Consider the following 22,476-nt stretch of genomic DNA (forward strand, 5'->3'; position numbering starts at 1 on the left):
TGGCGTCAATCCTCGCGGTTCAGGCGGCGGACCAGGCGGGCGGTGATCGCGTCCACGTCGTACGGGCGTCCGGTGCCCGGGGCGAGCTGGTCGAGCATCAGGCCGTCGATCGCGAAATGCAGCAGCCGGATCTCCTCGGCCCCGCCGGGCAGGCCCGCGTGCGCGTTGAAGGCGACGTCGGCGTCGAAGCCCTGCCGGAGGGTGCGGGACAGGATCTCGTGCAGGCCGGGGCGGCGGGCGGCCTCGAGGCGGAGCTCGAACAGGGCGAGCGTGAGTTCGGGCCGGGCGAGCAGGCGCTCGACGATGTAGTGCACGTAGTCGATTGCGAGTTCGATCCCCGGCTCGCGTTTGGCCAGCGGTTCGAGGACGGCCTCGTCGGGGGCGAGGCGCTCGAAGATCCGCTCGCCGAGTGCGCCGAGCAGGGCGTCGCGGGTCTTGAAGTAGTTGGACGCCGTGCCGGCCGGGAGTTCGGCGGCGGCGTCGACGGCGCGGTGGGTCAGGCCGCGTGCGCCCTCGGCGGCGAGTACGGCGAGGCCGGCGTCGGCGAGCTGGGCGCGGCGTTCCGGGTTCCGGGGCATGTTGACAGGCTAGCAGAGTTCCACTACAACTGTCGTACACAACAACGACAGCTGTAGTAGTCAGGAGAACGTATGCAACCTGCAGTATTCGGCGCGACCGTGGTCACCGACCGGCCCGCGGACGTCGCCGCCTTCTACACGCAATACTTGGATCTGCAGATCGGGCTGGACCTCGGCTGGTTCGTCACGGTCCGCCGCGGTACGGCGGACTGGGAACTCGCGATCTGCGAACGCGGCCACCCGACGGTGCCGGCCGCGGTGTCGGCGCTGACCGAGAGCACCAATGTGTTCGGCTTCATCGTCGACGACGCCGACAAGGTCGCGAATGCGCTCCGCGAAGGCGGCGTACGGCTCGAGGGCGAGCCGGTGACGGAGCCGTTCGGCCAGCGGCACTTCTTCGTCCGCGACCCGGCCGGCACGTGGATCGACGTGATCCAACTGGTCGAGCCCGACCCCGAATGGGTCGCGGCCAACCTGCCCACGGCCCCATGAGCCGGTGGTGCGGACCTCCAGCACGCACTATGTGGCTCTGCGCCGCGCGAACGTGGGCGCGTTGAGCGTGGGGCGGCCGCGCCGCCGGACGATGGTGAGTGTTGGAGGTCCGCCTCAGGTGGTGAGGAGGACCTTGCCGAGTTGGGTGGACCGCTCCAACGTCTCGTGGGCCTTGGCGACCTCGGCGAGCGGGAACGTCGAGTGCACGACCGGGAGGACCTTCTTGGCCTCGATCAGGGGCCAGACGTGGCCGACGACCTCGGCGAGGATCCGGCCCTTGTCCTCGACCGACCGGAACCGCAGGCCGGTCGCGATGATCGAACCGCGGCGGCTCATCAGCCGGCCGAGGTCCAGCTCACCGGTCGCGCCGCCCTGCATGCCGATCACGACCAGACGCCCGTCGAACGCGAGCGTCTTCACGTTGTCGCTCAGGTACTTCGCGCCCATGATGTCGAGGATCACGTCGGCGCCCGCGCCCTTCGTGGCCTCCTTGACCACGGAGGCCCACTCAGCTTCCTTGTAGTTGATCGCGACGTCCGCACCGAGCCGGGTGCAGAACTCCATCTTCTCCTTGCTGCCGACCGTGGTCAGCACCCGCGCGCCGTGCGCGACGCCGAGCTGGATCGCCATCGACCCGATCCCGGACGAGCCGCCGTGCACCAGCAGCGTCTCGCCGGCCTTCAGGTGTGCGGTCATGAAGATGTTGGACCAGACCGTCGCCACGACCTCGGGCAGCGCGGCCGCACTGACCAGGTCGAGTCCGTCCGGTACCGGCATCACCTGCGGCGTCGGTACGACGACCTTCTCGGCGTACCCGCCGCCGGCCAGCAGCGCGCAGCACTCGTCGCCGACCGACCAGCCCTCGACCTCGGCGCCGACCTCGGCGATCCGGCCGGACACCTCGAGCCCGATCGTCCCGGGCGCACCGGGTGGCGGCGGGTAGAAGCCCTGGCGCTGCAACAGGTCGGCGCGGTTCACACCGGCGGCGACGACGTCGATGACGACCTCGTCGACGGCCGGTTCCGGGTCCGGCAGCTCGCCGATCCCGAGTACGTCGATTCCGCCGGCACCGTTACACACGACAGCTCGCATGGTTCTCAACCTACTTGACGAGCTTCTCCATGTCCTGGGCGATGCTGTCCAGGTAAGTGGTTTCGCCTGTCGATTTGAACCAGTCCCAGAGTTCGAGCGAGTGGTACAGCCGGTAGAGGTCGATCCGGTCCTGCGGCACGGTGCCGTACCCGTCGTACAGGCCCGCGAGTTTCGCGGCGTCGTCGTGCGCCGAGTACTGGATCGTCTTCGCGAGGTCGATCAACGGGTCGGCGGCGATCGCGTTCTCCACGTCGATGAAGCCGTTGACCTGCCCGGTCGCCGGGTCGACGAGGATGTTGCCCTCGTGGAAGTCGTTGTGGCACAGGACGGCCGACTTGTTGTCCGCGAACAGGTGCTGGTGTTGCTCGACGTACTTTGCGATCTTCTCCTGCAGTTCCGGATCGCCTTCGAACTCGTCGAGTTTCTTGGCGAACTGGCGGCGCATGTACTGGTCGTTGTCCGGCAACGGGTCGAGGATCTGGTCGGTCAGGTAGCCGTACTCCGGTTGCCCGACGCTGTGGATCCGCCGGAGTAGCTCGCCGAGCTGCGCGTACGTAGTACGCCAGTCGGCTGGTTCTACTTGCGAAAGCGGTACGCCGTCGAGCTTGCTGAGCATGGTGACGCCGTCGCCGACATGTAGGACGTTCGGGACGTGTCCGCCGACCACTGGCTCGAGCATGCCGTAGACATGGACTTCTTTCGCTTGTTTCCAACGCCACTCGGGCGCGTAGACCTTCACGATCACGGGGCCGTCTGCTGTCTGCACTTCGTACACGGTGCTCAGCTGACCGCCGGTGCGTTCCGTTGTGGTGCTGGCCTTGGTGTGGAGTGCGTCCTCGACCAGTCGCGCGACGTCCATGCTGTTGAACCTACGGGCGGCGTCCAGCGGTTTTCAGTCGTCCAGGTCGGCCCAGGTGTCGACGTCGTCGCCTGCCCGAGTCGGCTCGGTCCAGGCGAGGTCGAGGGTGGCGAGAGTACGTCGTACCGACTTGTCGCGAGGGTCGCCTACTTGTGCGATGGCGTCGGCCAGAGCGGTACGCCGGTACGCCGCGGCGAGCTGCTGCTCCTGGCCTGCGGTGTCACGCAGTCCGTGCCCGTCGTGGTCGCCCAGCCCGTTCACGAGCTGGTCTACGTCTTGTGCGGTGATCCAGGGCAGGTCACAGCTCACCACCACGACGACAGGCGCTGCTCCGTACGCCAGCCCCGCCGCCAGCCCGGCCACCGGCCCGCCCGCCGGCGGATCCTCCAACGTCCACTGCACCGGGCGGTACGCCGTCCGCATCGCCCCGACCACCACGGTCTCCTCAGCCGCTGCGGTGGCCGTCAACACCCGATCCAGCAACGAGACCCCGTCCAACACGAGCATCGCCTTGTCCACCCCGCCGAACCGAGTGGACCCACCGCCCGCCAACACCAGTGCGTCAAACTCCACGCTCGCAGTCTCGCACCCTGACATGGCGTGGTGCGGCACCATGGAGAGATGAGGATTGCCGTAGTGCAGACCGCCAGCAGCTATGACAAGGCCGCCAACCGCGACCTGGTCACCCGTCTGGTCGCGGAAGCGGCGGAGGGTCGGCCGGACCTCGTCGTACTGCCGGAAGCGATGATGTCCGACTTCGCTGTCGACGGGGAGTCGGTGGCGGACGCAGCAGAGCCCCTGGACGGGGAGTTCGTCGCGACCCTGCGGAAGGCTGCGGTGGAGCACGGCGTGGCGATCGTGGCCGGCATGTTCGAGCGCAGCTGCGATCAGAACCGTCCGTACAACACCCTGCTCGCTGTTGGTGCTGACGGCGTACTTCTCGGCGCCTATCGCAAGATCCATCTGTACGACGCTTTCGGATACAGAGAGTCCGACCAGCTCACGGCAGGCGACGTGGCACCGGTAGTGATCCACGTCGGCGACCGCACGCTCGGCCTGATGACCTGCTACGACCTGCGCTTCCCGGAGCTCTCCCGTGCGCTCGTGGACGCCGGTGCGGAGGTCCTAGTAGTACCTGCCGCCTGGGTACGTGGACCGCTAAAGGAACACCACTGGACCACGCTGCTCACCGCGCGAGCCATCGAGAACACCTGCTACGTCGCAGCCGCCGCACAGAACGGCAAGAAGTACTGCGGCCTCAGCCAGGTTGTGGACCCGCAGGGCATCGCCCTCGCATCAGTAGGTGAGTCGGACGGACACGCGTACGCGGAGGTCTCCGCTGAGCGGCTGGCCGACGTACGCAAGCGCAACCCGTCACTGCAGAACCGCCGCTACTCCGTCACACCGCGTTGACCAGGACACGCCCCGTGGTCCGGAAGACTTGCTGACCCGTTAGCCTCCTGAGCGTGCTGGATGGGTTTGATCTGGAGCATCACGGCGATCTCGAGGTCGGTGAGGGGCTGATCGACCTCGCCGTCAATGTGCGCGCGGGCACGCCGCCACCCTGGCTGCTCGACGCGGTCACGGCGAGCCTGACCGACCTGGCGGCCTACCCGCGGGCGGACGCGGCCGTACGCGCGGTTGCTGCGCGGCACGGGGTCGCACCGGACCGGGTACTGCTGACCGCGGGCGCGGCGGAGGCGTTCGTACTGATCGCGCGGGCGTTCCGGCCGCGGCACCCGGTGGTGGTTCATCCACAGTTCACCGAGCCGGAGGCGGCGCTGCGTTCGGCCGGGCACCTGGTCGACCGGGTGGTCCTGCGGCCCGAGAACGGGTTCGTACTGGACCCGGCCGCCGTCCCGAACGATGCGGATCTCGTCGTGATCGGCAACCCGACCAACCCGACGTCGGTGCTGCACCGCGCCGACGACCTGCGGGAACTCGCACGGCCGGACCGGATCCTGGTCGTCGACGAGGCGTTCATGGATGCCGTACCGGGCGAACCCGAGTCGTTGGCCGGCGCGCCGATCCCAGGGCTGGTGGTGATCCGCAGCCTGACCAAGACGTGGGGGCTGGCCGGGCTGCGGGTCGGGTACGTCCTCGCGGGCGCGAGCCTGATCGAGCAGCTGGCCGCCGTGCAGCCGCACTGGCCGGTGTCCACTCCTGCGCTCGCGGCGGCAATTGCCTGCAGCAACGAGCGTGCTGTCGACGAGGCGGCGCAGGCGGCGCTGGACATCGAACGGCAACGTGTCCATTTGATTGACAGTTTGCGTACCGTTAATGGCGTTTCGACGTACGGAGCGGCCCGGGCGCCGTTCGTGCTGGTGCAGGTTCCGGGGGCGGCTCGGGTGCGGGAATCCCTTCGTGCACAGGGGTTTGCGGTGCGGCGCGGGGACACGTTTCCCGGGCTGGGGCCGGACTGGTTGCGGATCGCCGTCCGGCCGGAGGACGTCACCGACGGATTCGTGAAGGTGCTCGCCGAGGTAATCGAGTTGGCGCTGTAACGCGCCAGGGGGTTTAGCTGAACTGCACTTTGCGCACAAGATGGCCAGGTGCCCATTTGATGTCACGGGGCAACTTTCTGGCCGTTCGCGAAGGGAGTAGCACGATGGGTCTCAACGACGACGACATGAACACCTCGTCCGGAGGTGGCGAAGGCCTCGCCGACGGCGGCGCCAACCAGGGCGGCCACGACGGCGGTGCTGATGGTGGTGCCGGCGGGTACGGCGGCTCGGGCGGAGGCGAGTCGGCTGCTCCGGGTGGCGGCTACGGCGGCGGCTCTGAGGAAGAGTCGGGCGGCGGGTACGGCGGCGGGTCTTCGGACGGTGACTCGTCGGACGGTGGCTCGGGTAGTGGTTCCTCGGATGGTGGGGCTGACGGTGGCGCCGATGGCGGTGCCGGCGGCGGTGGCTACGGCTCCGGCGGCGACGGTGGCAGCGGTGATGACGGTGGTGGCTATGGCTCCGGCGGCGACGGTGGCGACGGTGGCGGTGGGTACGGCTCCGGCGGCGACGGTGGCAGCGGTGATGACGGTGGTGGCTACGGCTCCGGCGGCTCCGGTGGTGACTCGGGCGGCGAGGGGCCGGCCGACGGTGGCGCTTCGGCGGGCGGCCAGGACGGTGGCGCCGACGGTGGTGCCGGCGGTGGTGCCGGCGGCTACGGGTCGGGCGGCTCGGAGGGTTCCGACGACGGCTCGGGTTCGGGCGGTGACTCCGGTTCGGACGGTGGCTATGGGTCGGGCGGTGACTCCGGCTCGGGTGGTGGTTCCGGGTCCGACGGTGGTGCCGATGGTGGCGCGGACGGCGGCGCCGGCGGGAACTCCGGAAGCTGGTGAGTACGGTGCCGGGGGCCGGGCCGTTCCCGCAGGATCCGCAGCCCAACGGCGGCGGATCACTGCGCGACGAACGCCCGGCACTCCGGCGCTGTGTAGCAGGTGACCTCGACGAGTTCGCCCGCTCCTACTGGGGCTCACAGGCCCTGCTGTCACACGGCCCAGACTTACCTGCGCCATTCGACGACCTGTTCAGCCTCGACGCCGCGGACGAGCTGTTGTCCCGCCGCGGTCTCCGGACGCCGTTCCTGCGGATCGCCAAGAACGGCGCCGTCGTCGGAGACAACCAGTTCACCGGATCCGCAGGCGCCGGTGCGGAGATCGCCGACCAGGTGCGGGACGACAAGGTGGCCGCCCTGTTCGCCGGCGGGCACACCGTCGTACTACAGGCGCTGCACCGGACCTGGCCGGCGCTGGTCGACTTCTCGACGCAGCTGGCCGCCGACGCGGGCCACCCGGTACAGATCAACGCGTACATCACCCCTGCCGAGTCGCAGGGGTTCTCCGCGCACTACGACGTACACGATGTGTTCGTCTTGCAGGTCGCGGGCGAGAAGCACTGGACGGTACACGAGCCCGTGTACGCCGATCCGCTGCGGAACCAGCCGTGGACCGACCACTCCCGCGCCGTTGAGGCTGCCGCACGTGACAAAGCCCCGGTGATCGACGAGGTACTGCGCCCCGGTGACGCGCTCTACGTGCCTCGGGGATTCCTGCACTCGGCGAAGGCGCTCGGTGGAGTGAGTGCTCACCTCACGGTCGGCCTGCACACTCTCACGCGGTACCTGCTCGTGCAGGAGCTGGCCGCACTTGCCGCGAACCAGCCGTCGCTCCGTACTGCCTTGCCACTCGGCTTCGACGTTGGTGCCCCGGAGCAGCTGGCGCAGGTGCTGCCGGAGGTGATCGACCTCCTCACGCAGGAGCTCCACGCGGCGACCGCGGATGCCCTGGCCGACCGACTGCGACGCCGTACGTGGTCGAGCAACCGCCCTGCCCCGCTACCACCCCTGGCGCATGCCGCGTCGATCGCGTCACTGGCCGTGGGAACGACGGTCCGCCTCCGCCCCGGCCTCCCCTGCCGCCTCCTGCCGAGCGACCCGCTAGCGCCGCGTGGTCCGCTACCGCTGGGCGAGCTAGCGCCGGGCGATCCGCTGCCGTCGGGTCGTCCGCTGGCGCTGGGCGATCCGCTCGTGCCGGGTGATCCGCCGGCGCCGGGCGAGCCGCTGGCGTCGGGCGGTCGGCTCGTGCCGGGCGGTCCGCTGGCGTCGGGCGGGCCGGTCGTGTTGCAGCTCCCGGACCGCACGATCACCTTTCCGCCGAGTACCGCCGCGGCGGTCGCCGAGCTCACGTCCGGCGCCGACTGCAAGGTCGGCGACCTACCCGGTCTCGACGACGCCGACCAGTTGGTGCTGGTCCGCCGCCTCCTCACCGAGGCAGTCGTCGTCGTCGCCGACGCGCGGTGAACTCGCCGTGTCAGCTTCGCCGCGTCAGCTTTGCCCGGCCAGCCCCGCCGTGTCAGCTTCGCCGTGTCAGCTTGCCCCGCCAGTTCGCCGCGTCAGCTTCGCCGCGTCAGCTTTGCCCGGCCAGTTCCGCCGTGTCAGCTTCGCCCCTGTTGGCTTTGTCCTGTTAGTTGAGGTGTTGTGGACGTCAGGTACCGCCCGGAAACCGGCTGCGCAGCCCAGGCCGAGCTCCGCCGCGACTCCCTGACCGCCACCGCTCCGCCCGCCGAACGCTGGCTGCTGATCGAGTCCCACACTCCCTGGCCCCGTCAGGCCCTCACCTCCCTGCCGCACCTGGGCGACGAGGTGGCCCGCCGCTGTCGAGCTCTTGCAATCCGTCCAGTACTGATCCGCCGCTATGGCCGGGTCGACCGCACCCGACCCCGTCGCTTCGGCCTGATCGACTCCCGCCCCGGCCGCGAGGCTGTCCGCTGGGGCGAACTGCCTTCCGACGACCACCTACTAACGGTCCTAGACAACGTAGGCGAGCCGGCGGCAACGGATGGGCTCGGCACCACGAGCAGCGAGCTGGCGGCCGCGGATCGTCTTGGTAGTCCGAGCAGCGAGCCCGTGTATCTGGTGTGTACGCATGGCCGCCACGACGCGTGCTGTGCCGTGCGCGGACGTCCCGTGGCAGCTGCTCTTGCCGCGGCGTATCCGGAGCGGACCTGGGAGTGCAGCCATATCGGTGGGGATCGGTTCGCAGCTAACGTGGTGGTGTTGCCGCACAGCCTGTTCTACGGGCAGGTCTCACCGGCGCAGGCCCTCGACGTTGCGCGGCGCTACGACGACGGTGACGTCGTACCCGAGCTCCTCCGCGGATCGGGTGCGTTCGTACCGCCGGTGCAGGCCGCGCAGGAGTTCGCCCGCGCTGCCGGCCATTCGCTTGCTCTTGGCAACCTCCTTCCGCAGGACGTGCACGCGCTCTCCGACCAGCGCTGGCGAATCCTCCTCGCATCCACCAACGGCACACTGACCGTAGAGGTGTCAGCCCACCTCGACACCGTCGACGCTCGCCTGACCTGTGCGGGTTCCTCTCCCGCGCAGCTCCGCCGGTTCGAGCTCGACAGCCTCAGTCCACCTCGCGATCCGTGACGTGCGCGCCGTAGTACTCCGACTGGCGCGCCATGATGTCGCGCATCGACGCACCGCGGGGCACGCCGTACACCGTGCCCGGGAAATCCAGTTCGCGTTGGACCTGCCACAGCTCCTCGTGCCGGTCCGGGGAGAAGAGCTGGGCCGGGTCGCCGGCGGCGATCCATCCGATCGGGAGGACCGTGCCTGCAGCCAGCCGCGAATTCACGTGCAGCACGCTGTTGATCCGGAGCTCGGCGCCTGCGCAGGCGACGGAACCGGGGAACAACGCGGCGCCCGTGGCGATGAAGACCTCGTCCTCGACCGTGGCGCCGTTCACGTGTGCATGGGGACCTACCAGGACCGCGTCGCCGATCAGTGCGGGATGGTCGGCCCGGCCGCGCACCAGGGCGTTCTCCATCACCACGCTGTTCTGGCCGACCCGGACCTCGCCGTTCTCCGCGGTCAGCACCGCACCGTGCAGGACTCTGCTGCCTTCGCCGAGGACGACGGCGCCGCAGAGCACGGCCGATGATGCGACGTACGCGGATGCGGGCACGACCGGTCGACGGCCGCGGTGTTCCATCAGCATTGTCGGTGTCCTCTCCTAAGGTGACCTCCTTGAACGTGTACCCGACCGAGGATGCGGACTCTCCACAGCCCGGGTCCTCACAGCCCCGGGCGGCGGTGTCCTCCGGGCCGTCCACGTCGAGGTGGGAGGCTCGGTCCATCGGACAATCCGGGGTGGAGAACCGCGAACTGAGCCAACATTAGAACAGATGTTCGATCGAATGCAACGCATCCTGACAGGTCAGGAAACGGCGCTCAGATCCGCTCGGAGCTCAGCCGTGGAGCGACCCGCGCGAGTACGTAGATCGTCAGGCTCGCGACCACGGCAAGCACTGCGAGGACGACCCACGGCAGTTCGTGATGCACCTCGAACAGCTGGGTGAAGAATCCCGGCGCCAGCACACTCGAGAACGTGAACGAGTACTGCCAGTACGACAGGTACTTCCCCCGCCCGACTTCCGGCGAGATGGCGGCCGACAGGGCGTTGTTGGTCGCCGCATGCAGCACATCGGCGAACGCGTAACAAGCCGTCGCCAGCACCAGCACCGGCACGACCCACCCACCCGGGATGTGTACCTGGAGCGCCATCAGCAACGCCCAGGCCGCGTACGTGATCCCAGCTACGGCCATGACGTTCGTACGGCGCCTCTGCTCGGTGTGCCGTACGACGAGTGTCTGGCCGGTCGCCAGCACCACAGACGTCGCCGCGATGAGGACACCGACCAGCCACTTGGGGACCGTCAGGGCCACGGTGACGTACACCGGTAGGCCGACGCCGAGCATCATCGTGCACAGTGCCAGCAAGGTGTTGGCACCGATCAGCACCAGGAACGTGCGGTCCTTACGCAGCAGCGGTGCCGGTCCGCTGTCCTGGTTCGACCGCTCGTGATGCGACGGGTGCAGTCGCAGGAGCAGCAGGCCGGCGAGGTAGAAGCTCCCTGCGTTCACCGCCATCGCGATCAGGAACGGCCCGTTGCCACCGATCGCCAGCAGCCACCCGGCCGCGAGCGCGCCGAGCGCCAGGCCACCGGCCTGCATCATCCCGCCGAGCCCGAACCACTTGTCCCGCTCGCCCTCGTCGGCGACGTCCGCGAGCAGACTGAAGATCGCCGACCAGAACACGCGCTGCCCGGTGGACATCACCAGTGCGCAGAGGAACAGCAGCCACTCCGACCGCCCGAAGAAGAAGCCGGTGAACGCCAGTCCCTGGGCGAACTGCGCGGCTACCACGATGTTCCGGGGGCCGACCCGGTCGATGACCACGCCGACGCCGGCCGGTGCGGCGATCGAGAAGAGCGTCGCGACGGTCAGTATCACCCCCGCGGTCCCGAGCGGGATGTGCGCGACCTTGTTGAAGTACAGCAGCAGGAGCGGCCCGGCGCAGCCACCGCCGAACGAGTCGATCGCCAGCCCGGCCAGCAGTGGTACCCGGCCGCGGACGTTCGGCAGACCGAGCGAGGCGGCTGCGGGCATGGCGGAGCTCTCCCATCGGTGGTCGTCGGCGGCTGGCGAACCCTAGCAAGCGCTCCCCAGGCCATTCCAACCGATTTCAGTCCGTCGCGTGTACCTCTCGAACCGCTACGTGTCGCAGTGGACGCCAGGCGACCGCCGTCATGACCACCATCGCCACGAAGGCGATCGCGAACGGTGCGGCCAGGCCGTACCGCTGTGCCAGTAGACCTCCGAGCGCCGAGCCGACCGCGGCACCGCCTACCGACGCCAGCAGGTACACGCTGTTCACCCTGCCCATCAGGTTGTCCGGTGTGACCAGCTGCCGCGTTGTGGTCGAGACGATGCCCCACACGACCGCGTGGACACCGAAGACGGCCATGGTGGCTCCGGCGACCCAAGGGTTCCTTGTGAGCGCCAGTACTAGGTGCACCGTCGTCTCGACGACCAGCCCGGCGCGGAGCAGTGTCACGGACCCCACCCGCGGCTCCAGGAAGTGGTACGTCGGCATTCCGAGCACACCGCCCACGGCGCCGACGGAAATGAGCAGACCGAACTGTGTATCCGTCAGCCCGAGCCGCTCGCGCGCGAACAACACCCAGGTCGCGAACGCTGCACAGAACGTGATGTTCATGACCAGAATCGACAGGGCCAACGTACGTACGCCGGCGTGCTGCCAGAGCCAGCGGACTCCCTCCCGTACCTCACTCCACAGCGCCGCACGCGTAGAGGGGTCAGGCAGCGGAGGACGTACGGCGACCCGCGCGATCAAGGTCGCCGCCGCGACGAACGTGACCGCGTCGAACACCAGTGGCACACCGGCGCCTGCAGCGAACAGCAGCGCACCTAGCGGAGGCCCGCCAAGCTGCTGAAGCACCGTGCCGCTGGCAAACAGCCGCGCGTTCGCTGTGCCGAGGTGGTCCTTCGGTACGGCGCTGACGAGCAGTGCGCCGGATGCGTTGTCCGCAAGGGTTTCCGCGGTACCTAGGAGAAAGAGTGCGGCGTACACGGCCCAGAGTGGTGCAGTGTCGAGCAGTACGGTGGCGCCGAGCGCGGCCAGTACGAGAGCCCGAAAGGTGTCAGCGGCAACGATCATGAGGCGCCGGTCGAGCCGGTCGACCAGGACGCCGCTGAACAAGGCGAACAGCAGCCAGGGCAGCTGCTGGACGAACGCGGCGGCACCGACGGCCGCCGGCTCGGTCGTGATCGAGGCGACGAGCAGTGGCCCGGCGGCGAGCATGGCGCCGTCGCCGAGATTGGAGATGACCGAGGCCGGGAAGATCTTGCGGAAGTCGGGTCCGAGCTCGGACGGAACGACGTACGCGCCGATGGAACGCATCTGAACTCCTGAGGGCATGACGGGACGACAGGACACCGGCTGTACTCAGCCGGCGGTCCGCCCGGTCAACCGCTCAGTGCGCCGACCGGACGGTGTGTGCCGTGTCCTCGAACGCTGCGGACATTGCTCCCACCTCCGTCCGTACCCAGCGACGCACGCCGCCGCTGCGCACACACCGTACCGGCCCCCACCCGCCCCCGCACGCCGTTTCCGCCGCCCGGCCGCGCTATCCTCAGCCTTCGGCGGTAACCGCCATGGAGGGCTCGCATAGTGGCCGAGTGCGCTGGTCTTGAAAACCGGTAGGGCGGGTGACCGTCCTCGTGGGTTCGAATCCCACGCCCTCCGCTCAGGAGTTGGTGATGGTGTTCAGGTCTCGGGTGGCGAAGCGGTAGTGCTCCCATTCCTCTTCGAGGATCACGTGTAGGCAGGATCGGGTGGTCTCGGGGTGCTCGGCGTTGTGCGGGTTCTTCCGGGGAGTGTCCAGGTCCGCTGCAGTGACCGTGGCAAGGTAGTCGCGGACCATCGCTACGCGGCCGGCGCGGGCTTCCAGGACTTCGGCGTACGACGGTGGGTTGGGCTCGGACTGCAAGGGGTCCGTGGTGTGGCCAAGGCCGAGTGGGTGGAAGTCCTCGCGTTCGAGGATGCTGCGGACGAGCCACATGTCGGTGGCGTGTACGAGGTGGCGCTGGGTCTGCGCCCACGACCACTCGCCGTCGACCGACACGTCGACGGTGCCTTCGGGCATCGCTGCGACGCGGTCGAGTGCGGTCGCCCAGATGCGCTCGAGCGCGGCATAGGCGGCGCGGAGACCGTCCGGGTCCTCGGCGCGGCGGTCGGCGCGGCCCGGGAACTGCCGGTCCAGCTCGGCCTGGACGTACGGCGCGACCTCGACGCCGTTGATCTTCAGGCTGGCCCCGGCCTCACCCAGCCACGGCGCGTCGATGTCCGTGCCCTGGATGTCGACGCCACGCATCACGACGCCGCTCAGGTCGCACTCGACGAACCGCGCTCCCTTCAGATTCGCCTCGGTGAACTCCGCCCCTTGCAACTCGTCGGACGGTCCGAACTTCGCCATGCCTGCTCCTTTGCTCGCTGTCGCGCTGAGCCTAGTAGTGACCTCGGACACAAAAGTCGTGCGCGAAGCTCCCGGCCCGTGGTGGGCTCGAAACATGGACGCGATGAGTGCAGCGAAACAGGTGGGCTTTTCGGAGCAGGACCAGATGCGCTTCAAGGGCTTGGGCACCGGACCGGAGCTCCCCGAGAACGCCGAAGAGTTGATGGAGTACTGCGGGGTTGTCGCGGCTGATCGTCGCGAGATGCTGGCGGCGCGCCCTGACCCGGACAGGGACCCGGAGTGGTGGGCGATCACGTCTGCGCTGGCCGCTGAGATCGAGCGGGACCTGGAGTTGGCCGTACCGCCCACAGGCTTCCGCAGTTGGCCGGCCGTGCCGCACGACGCCTCGCCGACGGGGTTGTTCGCCGCAGCCTGGGCCTTGCTGGCGAGTCTGCCCCGGTTGCGGGAGTTGCACGCGCAGCGGGGTGTGCCTGAGTCGGTGACCGTGGCGACGGTGTCCGCGCTGGGCGGAGTGATGGGCACCCATCGACACATCCACGGGCGTCCTGGCGTCGGGCTGATGCCGCTGTGGAGTCCACCGCTGCGTTTCCGCGGTGCTGACTTCGAGATCGGGCGGCATGCGTTCACTCGTACGCAGCTGGGGCTTGGAGACGGGGTGTCCGGACATGTGCTGTCGCTGCACATCCCACCGATCGGGCGGTTGGACGCGGAGGAATCGCAGGAGTCTGTCGCGGCCGCGGTGGAGTACTTTGCGCGCTGGTATCCGGAGGAGCCGCTGGCTGGGGTTGTCTGCCACTCATGGCTGTTGGACCCGCAGTTGTCCGAGTACCTCCGCGGCGTCACTGGGAGCTGCGGACGGGCATGCTGAGGGTATGGAGCTGACGATTCCGGTTGGGCAGGACAGCGTCTGGGCTGAGCATGAGGCAGGAGGTGGCGTACCGATCGTCCTGCTGCACCCGGGCATCGGTGACTCGCGGGTCTGGGACCCTCAGCTGCCAGGGCTCGACGGCCGCCGCGTCCTCCGGTACGACGTACGCGGCTACGGCCGCTCGCCGCTACCCACGACCGAGTTCTCCTTGCTGAAGGACCTGGAGACCGTGCTGGACCAGCTGGAGCTGGAGCGAGTCCTGTTGGTCGGCTGCTCGATGGGAGGCGGTACGGCGCTCAGCTTCGCGCTGGCGCACCCGGACCGGACACACGGGCTGGTCCTGCTGTGTCCGGGCGTACCCGGGTTCCGCTGGCCCGAGGAACCCGAGCTGGACGCACGGTACGACGTACTCGCGGCCGAGCGGGATGTAGAAGGGCTGGTGCAGTTCGGCCTTCGCGAGTGGGCTGCGGCCGGCTCGGACGACGCCGTGGTCGCACAGCTGCGTGCTGCAGTACCGGCGTGGTTCGAGCAGGACGAGTACCTGCAGCCGGATCCACCCATCTACGACCGGCTGCAGGACGTCCAGGCGCCCACCGTCGTCATGGTCGGCGACAAGGACCGCCCGATCCTCGCAGCCGTGGCCGGCGGCACGTCCGCCCGGATCCCCGACTGCGAGTTCATCTGGATGCCCGGCGTCGACCACTTCCCCAGCCTCCGCGAACCACAACTCGTAACCGACACCATCCTGCGCTTCGCAGGCAACTACACCGGATAGGACACATGCTGGTGGATCAGCTGCCATTCGACGCGTCGTCGTGGGGGAACGAGTGGTGCTCGTGCGTGACTGTCCAGCGGTCGGCTAGCTTGCGGAGGCCGATCGTGAGACGGAGTAGTACTCGCGGGTCGCCGTCGGTGGTGCGGCAGTGGAGGAGCGCGAACGCGAACGCGACGTCGGAGCCCGCGGTCACGTCGAGCGACTCCAGCTCGAACGATGCGCCGGACTGCTGCCACTTGAAGAAGCCGGGCCAGGTCTCGGTGTACGCCGCCAGCCCGCGCACGCCGTCGTACGGCGGCGGGACGTCGAACATCACGATGTCCGGTGAGTGATCCGCCAGCACGGTGTCCAGGTCGCCAGCGTGGACCGCGGCGACCCAGTTCTCGATCAGGGTGCGGATCTGCTGCTCGTCAGTCATGTTTCTCCTCCGGGGAGGGCTTTACCCCCTACAACCCGGGAGATCGCGCAAACTCATCGCGGCAGTTCGGCCGGTAGTCCGTACGCCGGGAAGTCCGCCTCGAGGTACGACACCACCTCGACGATCTCGGTCCCACGCAGTACGACGACGTCGAGCCCGCCGGGCACGTACCGGTCGCCTTCGAGCAGGTACGTACCGAACGCGACCTGCCCGTTCGCGCGGGCCGGCAGGAACCGCCACTCCGACCGCAGCGGTCCGTCGAGCAAGAACGTGCGGATCGCGTCCCGTCCCTGGAACCAGTCGGGCAGCGGTGGCATCGAGTACTTCGCGTCCGCGGCCAGCATCGCCACGATCGCCTCGACGTCACGCGCTTCCCACGCTGCCATGTAGCGCCGTACGAGTTCGCGTTCGCCCGACTCGCCCAGCGCGCGCAGGGTCTCCTGCTGACTCGGTACGGCACTCACCACCGACCGGGCGCGCTGCAGGGCGCTGTTGACGGCAGGTACTGACGTCTCCAACTGCTCCGCGACCTCACGCGCGCTGAACGCCAGTACGTCGCGCAGCAGTAGTACTGCGCGTTGCAGAGCGGACAGGTGCTGCAACGAGGCGACGAAGGCGAGCTCCACCGACTCGAGCGCCAACAGCTCGGCTTCTGGTGTCAGCGACGACGTCCACGCCAGCCGTTTCTCCGGATACGGGTCGAGCGCCTCGAGCTCACGGCGTCCCCGCCGTTCGATCAGTGTGAGGCACCTGTTCGTGGCGATCCTGTAGAGCCACGGACGGATCGACCCGCGGTCCTCGTACGCACCCAGGCCGTTCCACGCGCGCAGTAGTGTCTCCTGTACGGCGTCCTCGGCGTCGGCGTTCGAACCGAGCATGCGGTAGCAGTGCGCGTGCAGCTCACCACGCCACGGCTCGACCAGCTGTCCGAAAGCGTGCTCGTCACCCGCGCGTGCGGCCGCAAGCAGCTCAGTCATCACCTGCACGCTAACGAGTGGGTGGTCCAGCGATCCAGTACCGCTGCAGCACGTCCACTGTCGACCGCCTCCGTGCACCGCTCGAAACAGTCCGGCAATTGCTCCAACCCGTCCTCCAACGACAGGGTCGCCAGTGCGGCCGCGGCATTGAGCAGTACGACGTCCCGCACAGGTCCGCGTTCTCCATCGACGAGCCCGCGCAGGAGTTGCGCGTTGAATGCTGCGTCGCCGCCACGGAGGTCGGCGAGTGAGGACGGTCGTAGACCGAGGGAGCGCGGGTCGAACACCACCTCAGCCGTGGACCCGTTGTGTACTACCCAGACGCGCGAGTAGCCCGTAGTGGTGAGCTTGTCGAGTCCGTCGTCGCCTCTTGCCACCAGTCCCGATCGCCCTTGTTTTGCGAGTGCTTCGGCGAGTACGGGGAGCATGCGGGCGTTCGCGACTCCTACCAGTTGGTGCTGGGGATCTGCCGGGTTGAGCAGTGGTGCGAGGACGTTGAACGCGGTCGGGACCGCGAGTTCACGTCGTACGACTGCTACGTGGCGGAGAGCGGGGTTGAAGCGTGGAGCGAACAGGTACGTCAGGCCGATGTCTGCGGCTGTCTGTGCTGCTTCAGCTGGGGACAGGTCGAGCGGTACGCCCAGGTGCTCGACCAGGTCGCCGGAGCCGGCAGCCGACGAAGAGGCGGCACGGCCACCGTGTTTGACCACGGTTACTCCTGTAGCGGCGACGACTACCGCGGCCATCGTGGAGATGTTCGCTGCGCCAGTACGGTCACCACCGGTGCCGACGATGTCCACGAACGGTCCGTGGATCTGCACCGGGGTTGCATGCGAGCGCAGGACAGTGGCCAGGCCGTTGAGCTCGTCCGCGGTCTCGCCCTTGGCGCGCAGGGCGATCAGGAAGCCCGAGATCTGGGCAGGTGACGCGTCACCCAGCACCAGTTGGTCCATGGCCCAGCTGGTGTCCGCTGACGACAGGTCGGAGCCGGCCAGAAGCGCGGAGATCAGACCGGACCACGTCCGGAGCGTTGTTGCCATCGGCATTCCTCAGGGTGCAGGGCCGCCCACGAGGAGAACATGACAACGGCCGCCTCGCAGGAGACGGCCGGGTGAATACGCGCAGGTTCAGGCCGTCAGCAGACGGCCCACCACATACCAGCGCGCAAGAACATGCTCCGACCTTACCCCCTCTGCCCGCGGCCCGGAGCAGCTGTCACATCATGGGGGGCTGATTCGTCAGGGCTTCTGAGGAGGGTAGTGGTGGACGAGCATGAGCAGTTGGCGCGACGGTTCGAGGAGAACCGTGGGCACCTGCGTGCGGTCGCCTACCGGATGCTCGGGTCGCTGACGGAGGCTGAGGACGCCGTACAGGAGGCCTGGCTGCGGTTGAGCCGTACGGACGTGAGCGACGTCGGCAATCTGGGTGGCTGGCTGACCACGGTGGTGTCGCGGGTGTGTCTGGACATGCTGCGCAGTCGCAAGTCGCGGCGGGAGGACACGCTGGACACGTACGTACCGGACCCGGTGCTCGGTGAACTCGGGCCGGAGGACGAGGCGGTCCAGGCGGACGCGATCGGGCTGGCGCTGCTCGTCGTACTGGAGACGCTGTCGCCGGCGGAGCGGCTGGCGTTCGTGCTGCACGACATGTTCGGGGTCGGGTTCGACGAGATCGCGACGATTGTGGACAAGTCGCCGGCCGCGACCCGTCAGCTGGCCAGCCGGGCGCGGCGGCGGGTCCAGGGCGCGCCCACCAGTGACGGGGATGTGAGCCGGCAGCGGGTGATCGTCGAGGCGTTCATGGCGGCGTCGCGTGGCGGGGACTTCGAGGCACTGCTGTCGCTGCTCGACCCGGACGTGTTGCTGCGGGCAGACGCGGGTGCAGCGAGCGCGCAGTACGCCGGGCCGGCCGTGTCGAAGCTGGTGCGTGGGGCGAAGGAGGTTGTGGAGCAGGCGCTCATGTTCGGGCGGATGGCGCCGTACCTGCAGGTCGCGATGGTCAACGGGATGCCTGGGTTGATCACCGTGGTCAACGGGCGGCTGATGGGGGTCCTGGCGTTCACTGTGACGGACGGGATGATCACCGAGCTGGACATCTTGGCGGATGTGGAGCGCCTGGAGGTTGTTCCGCTGCCAGCCTGAGTAGACGGTGGGCCTGGGCTTCCGCGGTGCCTGGCGGGTTGCGGTGTGCGCTGGGGCCGCCTGGAGCGATGAGGGTCAGCCAGAAGCCTGCCCAGAGAAGCCTGGCTGCTTGGAAACGCTCCGGTGGTGTCTGGAAGCGTTGCAGCAGCGGGGTCGGGTCTGTTGTGCGCCAGGAGAGGTGTTCGACCAGGTTGGCCAGCTCTACGGTGCGGTCGCCACGGCCGGCGTCTTCGAAGTCGATGATGCGGATGGTTGTGCCGTCCCACAGGTAGTTGCTGAGGTTGGGGTCGCCGTGGGCTACTACCGGGTCTTGTACGTCGGTCAGATCTTGGGGTTGGTTGGTCAGCCAGGTGGTGGCTGCCTGTCCTATCACTCCCGCTCTTGTGCGGAGGGTGGTCAGGCCTTTGCGGGTGCGGTCTACGAGTGCGGGCAGATCGATCGGGTCGAGGGGCTCGGATGTGGTTGACCAGAGCTTCTCGAGTGCGTCGCCTAGTGCTGTGAGTTCAGCGGGGGTGACTGGGGGTGTGAGGGGGTGGCCCTGTAGGCGGGTCATTCGCAGCCAGGGCGTCGGCGCGTCGGCGGAGGCGAGTGGGGTGGGGGTCAGGTCTGGGGTGGCCTTGGTGAGAAGGGTTAGGGCGGCCAGTTCGCGGGCCGGTTCTTGGCGGGACCAGGACGTGTAGTGCTTGGTGGCTGTCGTGTCGGTGAGTTCGACGTTGTGGGTCATCGGAAGAAAGTTTGCCGGGGTGTGTCTATTCGGGGGCGCCTCCTTCGACGTATGGGCAGAAGCGGATACGGCGAGGGAGTGGACCGGATGTCTACGCAGGCAGTGGTGGCGGGTACGCGGGACGTGGTGGCGGGGCTGTTGGGGGCCGGGTTCAACGGGGCCGTGCACCTGCCGGGTGAGGCGGAGTACGACGAGCAGCGGCGGTCGGTGATTCCGTCGGTGGATTCGCGGCCGCTCGTGATCGCCGAGGCGTACGGGCGGACCGACGTACAGGCGGCCGTACGGACCGCCCGGGAGTACGGCGTACCGCTCGCGGTGCAGGCGACCGGGCACGGGACGCGCGTACCGGCGGACGGCGGGATCCTGCTGAAGACCACGCCGATGACGACCGTGCTGATCGACCCGGAGCGGCGGATCGCGAAGGTGGCGCCGGGCGCTCGTTGGGGTGCGGTACTGGACGCGGCACGGCAGTTCGGGCTCGCCCCGCTGTCCGGTTCGCACCGCGACGTCGGCGTCACCGGGTACACGCTCGGCGGCGGCGTCGGGTGGCTGGCCCGCAAGTACGGCTTCGCGGCGGACAGCGTGATCCGCGCCGAGGTCGTCACCGCCGACGGCCGGTTCGTCAGCACAAGCGCCGAGCAGCACCCGGACCTGTTCTGGGCGATCCGCGGCGGCACCGGCAACTTCGGCGTCGTCACGTCGCTCGAGTTCCGCCTGTACCCGGTCCGCCAGGTACACGCCGGCATCGTGTACTACGGCATCGACCGCGCCGCCGTGATCCTCCGCGCGTACCGCGACTGGACGGCGACGATCCCGAACGACCTGAGCACCGCCGTCGTCCTGACCCGCGTCCCCGGCACCGAGCAGCGTGCCGTCGCGATCAAGGTCCTGTACGCCGGCCCCGCCGAACTCGCCGAACACCTGCTCAAGCCGCTGTTCGCGACAGCCGGTCCGCGACTGGCGGGCGAGCTGAAGACCGTCGAGTACGCCGACGCCGCGATGGGCGGCACGCCCGCGCGGCACCTGGACTTCCTGGACACGTTGACCGACGAGGTCATCGACGTCGTGACCGAACTCGAGGACGCGACGGTCGAGGTACGGCACTGGGGCGGCGCGATGGCCCACCCGGGCCCTGGCGCCGGACCGGTCGGGCACCGCGAGGCCGCGTACTCACTGATCATCGATCGCGAGGTCACCGGCCTTCCCGACTCCGGCCGTACGTTCGTGAACTTCCTCGGCGACCCAGGCCGGGCGGACACCGCGTACGGCGCCGCGGACCTGCAGCGGCTGCGCGAGGTGAAGCGCGCCTACGACCCGGCGAACTTCTTCCACCTGAACGCGAACATCAAGCCGTAGCAAAGCGGCCCAGGTCCCCGCCCTGGGCCGCTTGTTCGTTGAAGGATCAAACCGTGCCGGAGTTGCCGTACACAGACACGTGGACGTGGTCCATGTGGTTGGCGGTCGCGCTGCCGCGATCCGGCATCGCCCGCCAGCCCTCGCTGCTGCGCTGCACCGTCCAGATGTGCTGTTCCCAGATCAGCTGGCTGACGCCGAGCTTCTTGTAGTTCGCCTTCAGCCAGTCGGCGATCGCCTGGCCCTCCGACGCGCTGTTGATCATAATGTCGATCGCGTGCCCGGTCGCGTGCTCGGAGCCCGTATCGCCGGCCCGCAGACCGCCGTACGACGTGATGTCGGGATACATCGCGCAGATCGCCCGGTGTACGCGGATAGCGTCCGGGGTGAGGCCGTCCTCCATCCCGGAGCCGGACTTGCAGGCAGCCTGCGAGAACGACCCGACGACGTCGGCGACGGGCTTGGTCGCGGACAGGTACTGCGCCTTGACCCAGCGGGACTTGCCGTCGGTGACGACCTCGGCGTACAGGCCGTCGACCTTGCCGGTGACCGAGACCTTGGTGCCCTTCGGGATCACGTCCAGCAGGATGCCGGTGAGCGGCAGCGACCACAGGTTCACGTCGGTGGTCGTGTACTTCGTGCCGGAGATCTTCGGCGTCGCGGCCTGCAGGTCCTGGGCGGCCCGGGTCTTCGCGGACGTCGGCGACGGGATCGGCGCCTGCTTCTTCAGGTGCTTGGCCGACGGCGACGCGGTCGGCTTCGGCGCGGCGCTCGGAGCGGTGGTCGGGTTGATCGGCGGCCGCAGGGCGTCCCGGCTGATCTGGGTGTCGCGCGACAGCTGCAGGGACGAGCTGGCGATCGACGGGTCGAGCTGGACGTGCTGGCTGGGGAAGGCGGCTGCCGAACCGGTGGCCACCATGGCGACTGCCGCGCCGGGGATCGCAACCTTCGCGATACCGGGCTGGAGCACCTTCGCACGCGACTGCCGGTGCCGCGCCTGTCTATGTCGACCTGACACTTGTTGACCCAATCTGCCGAGACCAAAACGTTATCGACCGCAGGAGTCAAGCACACTTCGCCGCGCCGGTTCGAATCGGCCCCCAGTCTTAACGCATTGCGAACATCCACCGGCGGGCCCACGCCGTGATCCGACCGCTATCCGGAAGTGATCGTTCCGAGATCAAACGCTTGGTCGGCACAAGGCCGCGACGATCGCGGTCCCGAGGTGTTGCTCGTACCGTTCGAGCGGCCAGCCGCGGAGCAGTACGAGCAGCTCGTACAGCTCGACCGAGATGTACGTCCAGAGCACGTCGACGACCTCGTCGAGGGTGATCCCGGGCCGCAGGTCACCGGTCCCGTACAGGTGCCGGCCGAACATCGTCATGCCGGTCAGGCGCTCGTCGAGCAAGGTCTGCCAGGTCTCGCGCAGCGACTCGTCGCTGTGCCGCCCGTCCCGGATCAGGATCTGTACCCGGGCCGACCGTTGCTGCCGTTCCCCGGCGCCGGTGAGGTACAGCCGGATCTTCTGCCGTACGTCGGGCTCGTCGTGGATCGCCTGGATGTGCGGGCGCTCCGCCATCGGGACCGGCTCGTCGTCGCCGGCGATGACGTAGTCGAAGACCGCCTTCGCGAGCGCGGCCTTGGTGCCGAAGCCCTTGTAGATGCTCTCCGCCGAGACGCCGGCCCGGCGGGCGACCGCGCTGATCGTGGTCGCCTGGAAACCCTGCGCGTCGAACAGTTCCTGCGCGGCGAGCACCACGTCCAGGCGTCGCTGCCGGGCCCGCTCGCGCCGGGAGCTCGCGTCGTACGTCCTCTTGACTTCCGCCATCACCGATCCGATGCTTTTGAGTACAGTCATACTG

General features: G+C 68.6%; 24 protein-coding genes and 1 tRNA gene. 11 read left to right on the plus strand and 14 right to left on the minus strand.

Going from position 1 to position 22,476, the window contains the following annotated elements; translation table 11 throughout:
- Positions 1 to 5 precede the first annotated feature (5 nt).
- Complete coding sequence (locus tag ACFYRU_RS11910; protein WP_387656429.1) at positions 6 to 578, minus strand: TetR/AcrR family transcriptional regulator; 573 nt, start codon at positions 576 to 578, stop codon at positions 6 to 8.
- A gap of 72 nt (positions 579 to 650) precedes the next feature.
- Here ACFYRU_RS11910 and ACFYRU_RS11915 point away from each other — a divergent pair, with 72 nt between their 5' ends.
- Positions 651 to 1,070: a VOC family protein gene (locus ACFYRU_RS11915; protein WP_387656431.1), complete on the plus strand. Its 420-nt coding sequence runs from the start codon at positions 651 to 653 to the stop codon at positions 1,068 to 1,070.
- 114 nt (positions 1,071 to 1,184) lie between these two features.
- On the opposite strand, the gene ACFYRU_RS11920 is transcribed toward ACFYRU_RS11915, so the two are convergent.
- The 3 genes from ACFYRU_RS11920 to ACFYRU_RS11930 are packed head-to-tail and all read right to left on the minus strand — an operon-like array spanning position 1,185 to position 3,594.
- Positions 1,185 to 2,162: an NAD(P)H-quinone oxidoreductase gene (locus ACFYRU_RS11920; RefSeq protein WP_387656434.1), complete on the minus strand. Its 978-nt coding sequence runs from the start codon at positions 2,160 to 2,162 to the stop codon at positions 1,185 to 1,187.
- 10 nt (positions 2,163 to 2,172) lie between these two features.
- Positions 2,173 to 3,021, minus strand: a complete 849-nt coding sequence (locus ACFYRU_RS11925) for a phosphotransferase family protein (RefSeq protein ID WP_387656437.1) — start codon at positions 3,019 to 3,021, stop codon at positions 2,173 to 2,175.
- A 33-nt stretch (positions 3,022 to 3,054) separates the two neighbouring features.
- Entirely contained in the window at positions 3,055 to 3,594 is a 540-nt protein-coding gene (locus ACFYRU_RS11930) for a molybdenum cofactor guanylyltransferase (RefSeq protein WP_387656440.1), read from the minus strand.
- A 48-nt stretch (positions 3,595 to 3,642) separates the two neighbouring features.
- Here ACFYRU_RS11930 and ACFYRU_RS11935 point away from each other — a divergent pair, with 48 nt between their 5' ends.
- From ACFYRU_RS11935 to ACFYRU_RS11955, 5 genes are all read left to right on the plus strand, one after another.
- A complete protein-coding gene (locus ACFYRU_RS11935) occupies positions 3,643 to 4,434 on the plus strand; it encodes a carbon-nitrogen hydrolase family protein (protein WP_387656443.1) in 792 nt (263 codons plus the stop codon).
- A gap of 53 nt (positions 4,435 to 4,487) precedes the next feature.
- Positions 4,488 to 5,525 (plus strand): Rv2231c family pyridoxal phosphate-dependent protein CobC, encoded by a 1,038-nt coding sequence (gene cobC, locus ACFYRU_RS11940; RefSeq protein ID WP_387656446.1) that lies wholly within the window; start codon positions 4,488 to 4,490, stop codon positions 5,523 to 5,525.
- A 104-nt stretch (positions 5,526 to 5,629) separates the two neighbouring features.
- Positions 5,630 to 6,355, plus strand: coding sequence for a hypothetical protein (locus ACFYRU_RS11945; protein ID WP_387656449.1), 726 nt, complete (start codon positions 5,630 to 5,632; stop codon positions 6,353 to 6,355).
- Positions 6,352 to 7,815, plus strand: coding sequence for a JmjC domain-containing protein (locus ACFYRU_RS11950; protein WP_387656451.1), 1,464 nt, complete (start codon positions 6,352 to 6,354; stop codon positions 7,813 to 7,815). Before ACFYRU_RS11945 ends, ACFYRU_RS11950 begins: the two co-directional genes overlap by 4 nt.
- 177 nt (positions 7,816 to 7,992) lie before the next feature.
- Positions 7,993 to 8,946, plus strand: coding sequence for a sucrase ferredoxin (locus ACFYRU_RS11955; protein ID WP_387656454.1), 954 nt, complete (start codon positions 7,993 to 7,995; stop codon positions 8,944 to 8,946).
- Here ACFYRU_RS11955 and ACFYRU_RS11960 read toward each other — a convergent pair.
- From ACFYRU_RS11960 to ACFYRU_RS11970, 3 genes are all read right to left on the minus strand, one after another.
- Positions 8,924 to 9,517, minus strand: coding sequence for a gamma carbonic anhydrase family protein (locus ACFYRU_RS11960; protein WP_387656457.1), 594 nt, complete (start codon positions 9,515 to 9,517; stop codon positions 8,924 to 8,926). The two genes, ACFYRU_RS11955 and ACFYRU_RS11960, sit on opposite strands and share 23 nt — an antisense overlap.
- Positions 9,518 to 9,750: 233 nt before the next feature.
- Positions 9,751 to 10,968 (minus strand): MFS transporter, encoded by a 1,218-nt coding sequence (locus tag ACFYRU_RS11965; protein ID WP_387656460.1) that lies wholly within the window; start codon positions 10,966 to 10,968, stop codon positions 9,751 to 9,753.
- 76 nt (positions 10,969 to 11,044) lie between these two features.
- Positions 11,045 to 12,283, minus strand: a complete 1,239-nt coding sequence (locus tag ACFYRU_RS11970) for an MFS transporter (protein WP_387656463.1) — start codon at positions 12,281 to 12,283, stop codon at positions 11,045 to 11,047.
- 256 nt (positions 12,284 to 12,539) lie between these two features.
- Between ACFYRU_RS11970 and ACFYRU_RS11975 the strand changes: the two genes are divergently transcribed.
- Positions 12,540 to 12,628 (plus strand) — tRNA-Ser (locus tag ACFYRU_RS11975).
- A gap of 1 nt (position 12,629) precedes the next feature.
- Here ACFYRU_RS11975 and ACFYRU_RS11980 read toward each other — a convergent pair.
- The gene (locus tag ACFYRU_RS11980; protein ID WP_387656466.1) at positions 12,630 to 13,358 is read right to left on the minus strand and encodes a DinB family protein; all 729 of its coding nucleotides are present in this window, start codon (positions 13,356 to 13,358) and stop codon (positions 12,630 to 12,632) included.
- Positions 13,359 to 13,461: 103 nt separating this feature from the next.
- On the opposite strand from ACFYRU_RS11980, the gene ACFYRU_RS11985 reads away from it, so the two are divergent.
- Positions 13,462 to 14,226: an acyltransferase domain-containing protein gene (locus ACFYRU_RS11985; RefSeq protein ID WP_387656469.1), complete on the plus strand. Its 765-nt coding sequence runs from the start codon at positions 13,462 to 13,464 to the stop codon at positions 14,224 to 14,226.
- Positions 14,227 to 14,230: 4 nt separating this feature from the next.
- Positions 14,231 to 15,001, plus strand: a complete 771-nt coding sequence (locus tag ACFYRU_RS11990) for an alpha/beta fold hydrolase (RefSeq protein WP_387656472.1) — start codon at positions 14,231 to 14,233, stop codon at positions 14,999 to 15,001.
- Positions 15,002 to 15,017: 16 nt separating this feature from the next.
- Here the strand turns inward: ACFYRU_RS11990 and ACFYRU_RS11995 are convergent, their stop codons facing one another.
- The 3 genes from ACFYRU_RS11995 to trpD are packed head-to-tail and all read right to left on the minus strand — an operon-like array spanning position 15,018 to position 17,436.
- Positions 15,018 to 15,419 carry a YybH family protein gene (locus ACFYRU_RS11995; protein ID WP_387656475.1) on the minus strand — a complete coding sequence of 134 codons (402 nt, stop codon included), beginning with the start codon at positions 15,417 to 15,419 and terminating at the stop codon, positions 15,018 to 15,020.
- Between the two features lie 53 nt (positions 15,420 to 15,472).
- Positions 15,473 to 16,396: a sigma-70 family RNA polymerase sigma factor gene (locus ACFYRU_RS12000; RefSeq protein ID WP_387656478.1), complete on the minus strand. Its 924-nt coding sequence runs from the start codon at positions 16,394 to 16,396 to the stop codon at positions 15,473 to 15,475.
- The gene (gene trpD, locus ACFYRU_RS12005; protein WP_387656481.1) at positions 16,396 to 17,436 is read right to left on the minus strand and encodes an anthranilate phosphoribosyltransferase; all 1,041 of its coding nucleotides are present in this window, start codon (positions 17,434 to 17,436) and stop codon (positions 16,396 to 16,398) included. The genes ACFYRU_RS12000 and trpD overlap by 1 nt, the downstream gene beginning before the upstream one ends.
- A gap of 222 nt (positions 17,437 to 17,658) precedes the next feature.
- Between trpD and sigJ the strand changes: the two genes are divergently transcribed.
- Positions 17,659 to 18,537, plus strand: coding sequence for an RNA polymerase sigma factor SigJ (gene sigJ / locus ACFYRU_RS12010; protein ID WP_387656483.1), 879 nt, complete (start codon positions 17,659 to 17,661; stop codon positions 18,535 to 18,537).
- Here the strand turns inward: sigJ and ACFYRU_RS12015 are convergent.
- Positions 18,476 to 19,261 (minus strand): aminoglycoside phosphotransferase family protein, encoded by a 786-nt coding sequence (locus ACFYRU_RS12015; RefSeq protein ID WP_387656486.1) that lies wholly within the window; start codon positions 19,259 to 19,261, stop codon positions 18,476 to 18,478. The genes sigJ and ACFYRU_RS12015 overlap by 62 nt on opposite strands.
- Before the next feature lie 87 nt (positions 19,262 to 19,348).
- Between ACFYRU_RS12015 and ACFYRU_RS12020 the strand changes: the two genes are divergently transcribed.
- Positions 19,349 to 20,617, plus strand: coding sequence for an FAD-binding oxidoreductase (locus tag ACFYRU_RS12020; protein ID WP_387656488.1), 1,269 nt, complete (start codon positions 19,349 to 19,351; stop codon positions 20,615 to 20,617).
- A gap of 46 nt (positions 20,618 to 20,663) precedes the next feature.
- On the opposite strand, the gene ACFYRU_RS12025 is transcribed toward ACFYRU_RS12020, so the two are convergent.
- Together ACFYRU_RS12025 and ACFYRU_RS12030 are read right to left on the minus strand one after the other, a co-directional pair.
- A complete protein-coding gene (locus ACFYRU_RS12025) occupies positions 20,664 to 21,584 on the minus strand; it encodes an SH3 domain-containing protein (protein WP_387656491.1) in 921 nt (306 codons plus the stop codon).
- 210 nt (positions 21,585 to 21,794) lie between these two features.
- Positions 21,795 to 22,472: a TetR/AcrR family transcriptional regulator gene (locus tag ACFYRU_RS12030; protein ID WP_387656493.1), complete on the minus strand. Its 678-nt coding sequence runs from the start codon at positions 22,470 to 22,472 to the stop codon at positions 21,795 to 21,797.
- Positions 22,473 to 22,476: the final 4 nt, after the last annotated feature.

The organism is Kribbella sp. NPDC004536 (assembly GCF_042873835.1).
GTDB lineage: Bacteria > Actinomycetota > Actinomycetes > Propionibacteriales > Kribbellaceae > Kribbella.

Excerpts from the sequence above, each read along its gene's own strand:
- ACFYRU_RS11910 (WP_387656429.1), bottom strand. The coding sequence starts at position 578 with ATGCCCCGGAACCCGGAACGCCGCGCCCAGCTCGCCGACGCCGGCCTC.
- ACFYRU_RS11915 (WP_387656431.1), top strand. The coding sequence starts at position 651 with ATGCAACCTGCAGTATTCGGCGCGACCGTGGTCACCGACCGGCCCGCG.
- ACFYRU_RS11920 (WP_387656434.1), bottom strand. The coding sequence starts at position 2,162 with ATGCGAGCTGTCGTGTGTAACGGTGCCGGCGGAATCGACGTACTCGGG.
- ACFYRU_RS11925 (WP_387656437.1), bottom strand. The coding sequence starts at position 3,021 with ATGGACGTCGCGCGACTGGTCGAGGACGCACTCCACACCAAGGCCAGC.
- ACFYRU_RS11935 (WP_387656443.1), top strand. The coding sequence starts at position 3,643 with ATGAGGATTGCCGTAGTGCAGACCGCCAGCAGCTATGACAAGGCCGCC.
- ACFYRU_RS11945 (WP_387656449.1), top strand. The coding sequence starts at position 5,630 with ATGGGTCTCAACGACGACGACATGAACACCTCGTCCGGAGGTGGCGAA.
- ACFYRU_RS11960 (WP_387656457.1), bottom strand. The coding sequence starts at position 9,517 with ATGCTGATGGAACACCGCGGCCGTCGACCGGTCGTGCCCGCATCCGCG.
- ACFYRU_RS11965 (WP_387656460.1), bottom strand. The coding sequence starts at position 10,968 with ATGCCCGCAGCCGCCTCGCTCGGTCTGCCGAACGTCCGCGGCCGGGTA.
- ACFYRU_RS11970 (WP_387656463.1), bottom strand. The coding sequence starts at position 12,283 with ATGCGTTCCATCGGCGCGTACGTCGTTCCGTCCGAGCTCGGACCCGAC.
- ACFYRU_RS11980 (WP_387656466.1), bottom strand. The coding sequence starts at position 13,358 with ATGGCGAAGTTCGGACCGTCCGACGAGTTGCAAGGGGCGGAGTTCACC.
- ACFYRU_RS11985 (WP_387656469.1), top strand. The coding sequence starts at position 13,462 with ATGAGTGCAGCGAAACAGGTGGGCTTTTCGGAGCAGGACCAGATGCGC.
- ACFYRU_RS11990 (WP_387656472.1), top strand. The coding sequence starts at position 14,231 with ATGGAGCTGACGATTCCGGTTGGGCAGGACAGCGTCTGGGCTGAGCAT.
- ACFYRU_RS11995 (WP_387656475.1), bottom strand. The coding sequence starts at position 15,419 with ATGACTGACGAGCAGCAGATCCGCACCCTGATCGAGAACTGGGTCGCC.
- ACFYRU_RS12000 (WP_387656478.1), bottom strand. The coding sequence starts at position 16,396 with ATGACTGAGCTGCTTGCGGCCGCACGCGCGGGTGACGAGCACGCTTTC.
- trpD (WP_387656481.1), bottom strand. The coding sequence starts at position 17,436 with ATGGCAACAACGCTCCGGACGTGGTCCGGTCTGATCTCCGCGCTTCTG.
- ACFYRU_RS12015 (WP_387656486.1), bottom strand. The coding sequence starts at position 19,261 with ATGACCCACAACGTCGAACTCACCGACACGACAGCCACCAAGCACTAC.
- ACFYRU_RS12020 (WP_387656488.1), top strand. The coding sequence starts at position 19,349 with ATGTCTACGCAGGCAGTGGTGGCGGGTACGCGGGACGTGGTGGCGGGG.
- ACFYRU_RS12030 (WP_387656493.1), bottom strand. The coding sequence starts at position 22,472 with ATGACTGTACTCAAAAGCATCGGATCGGTGATGGCGGAAGTCAAGAGG.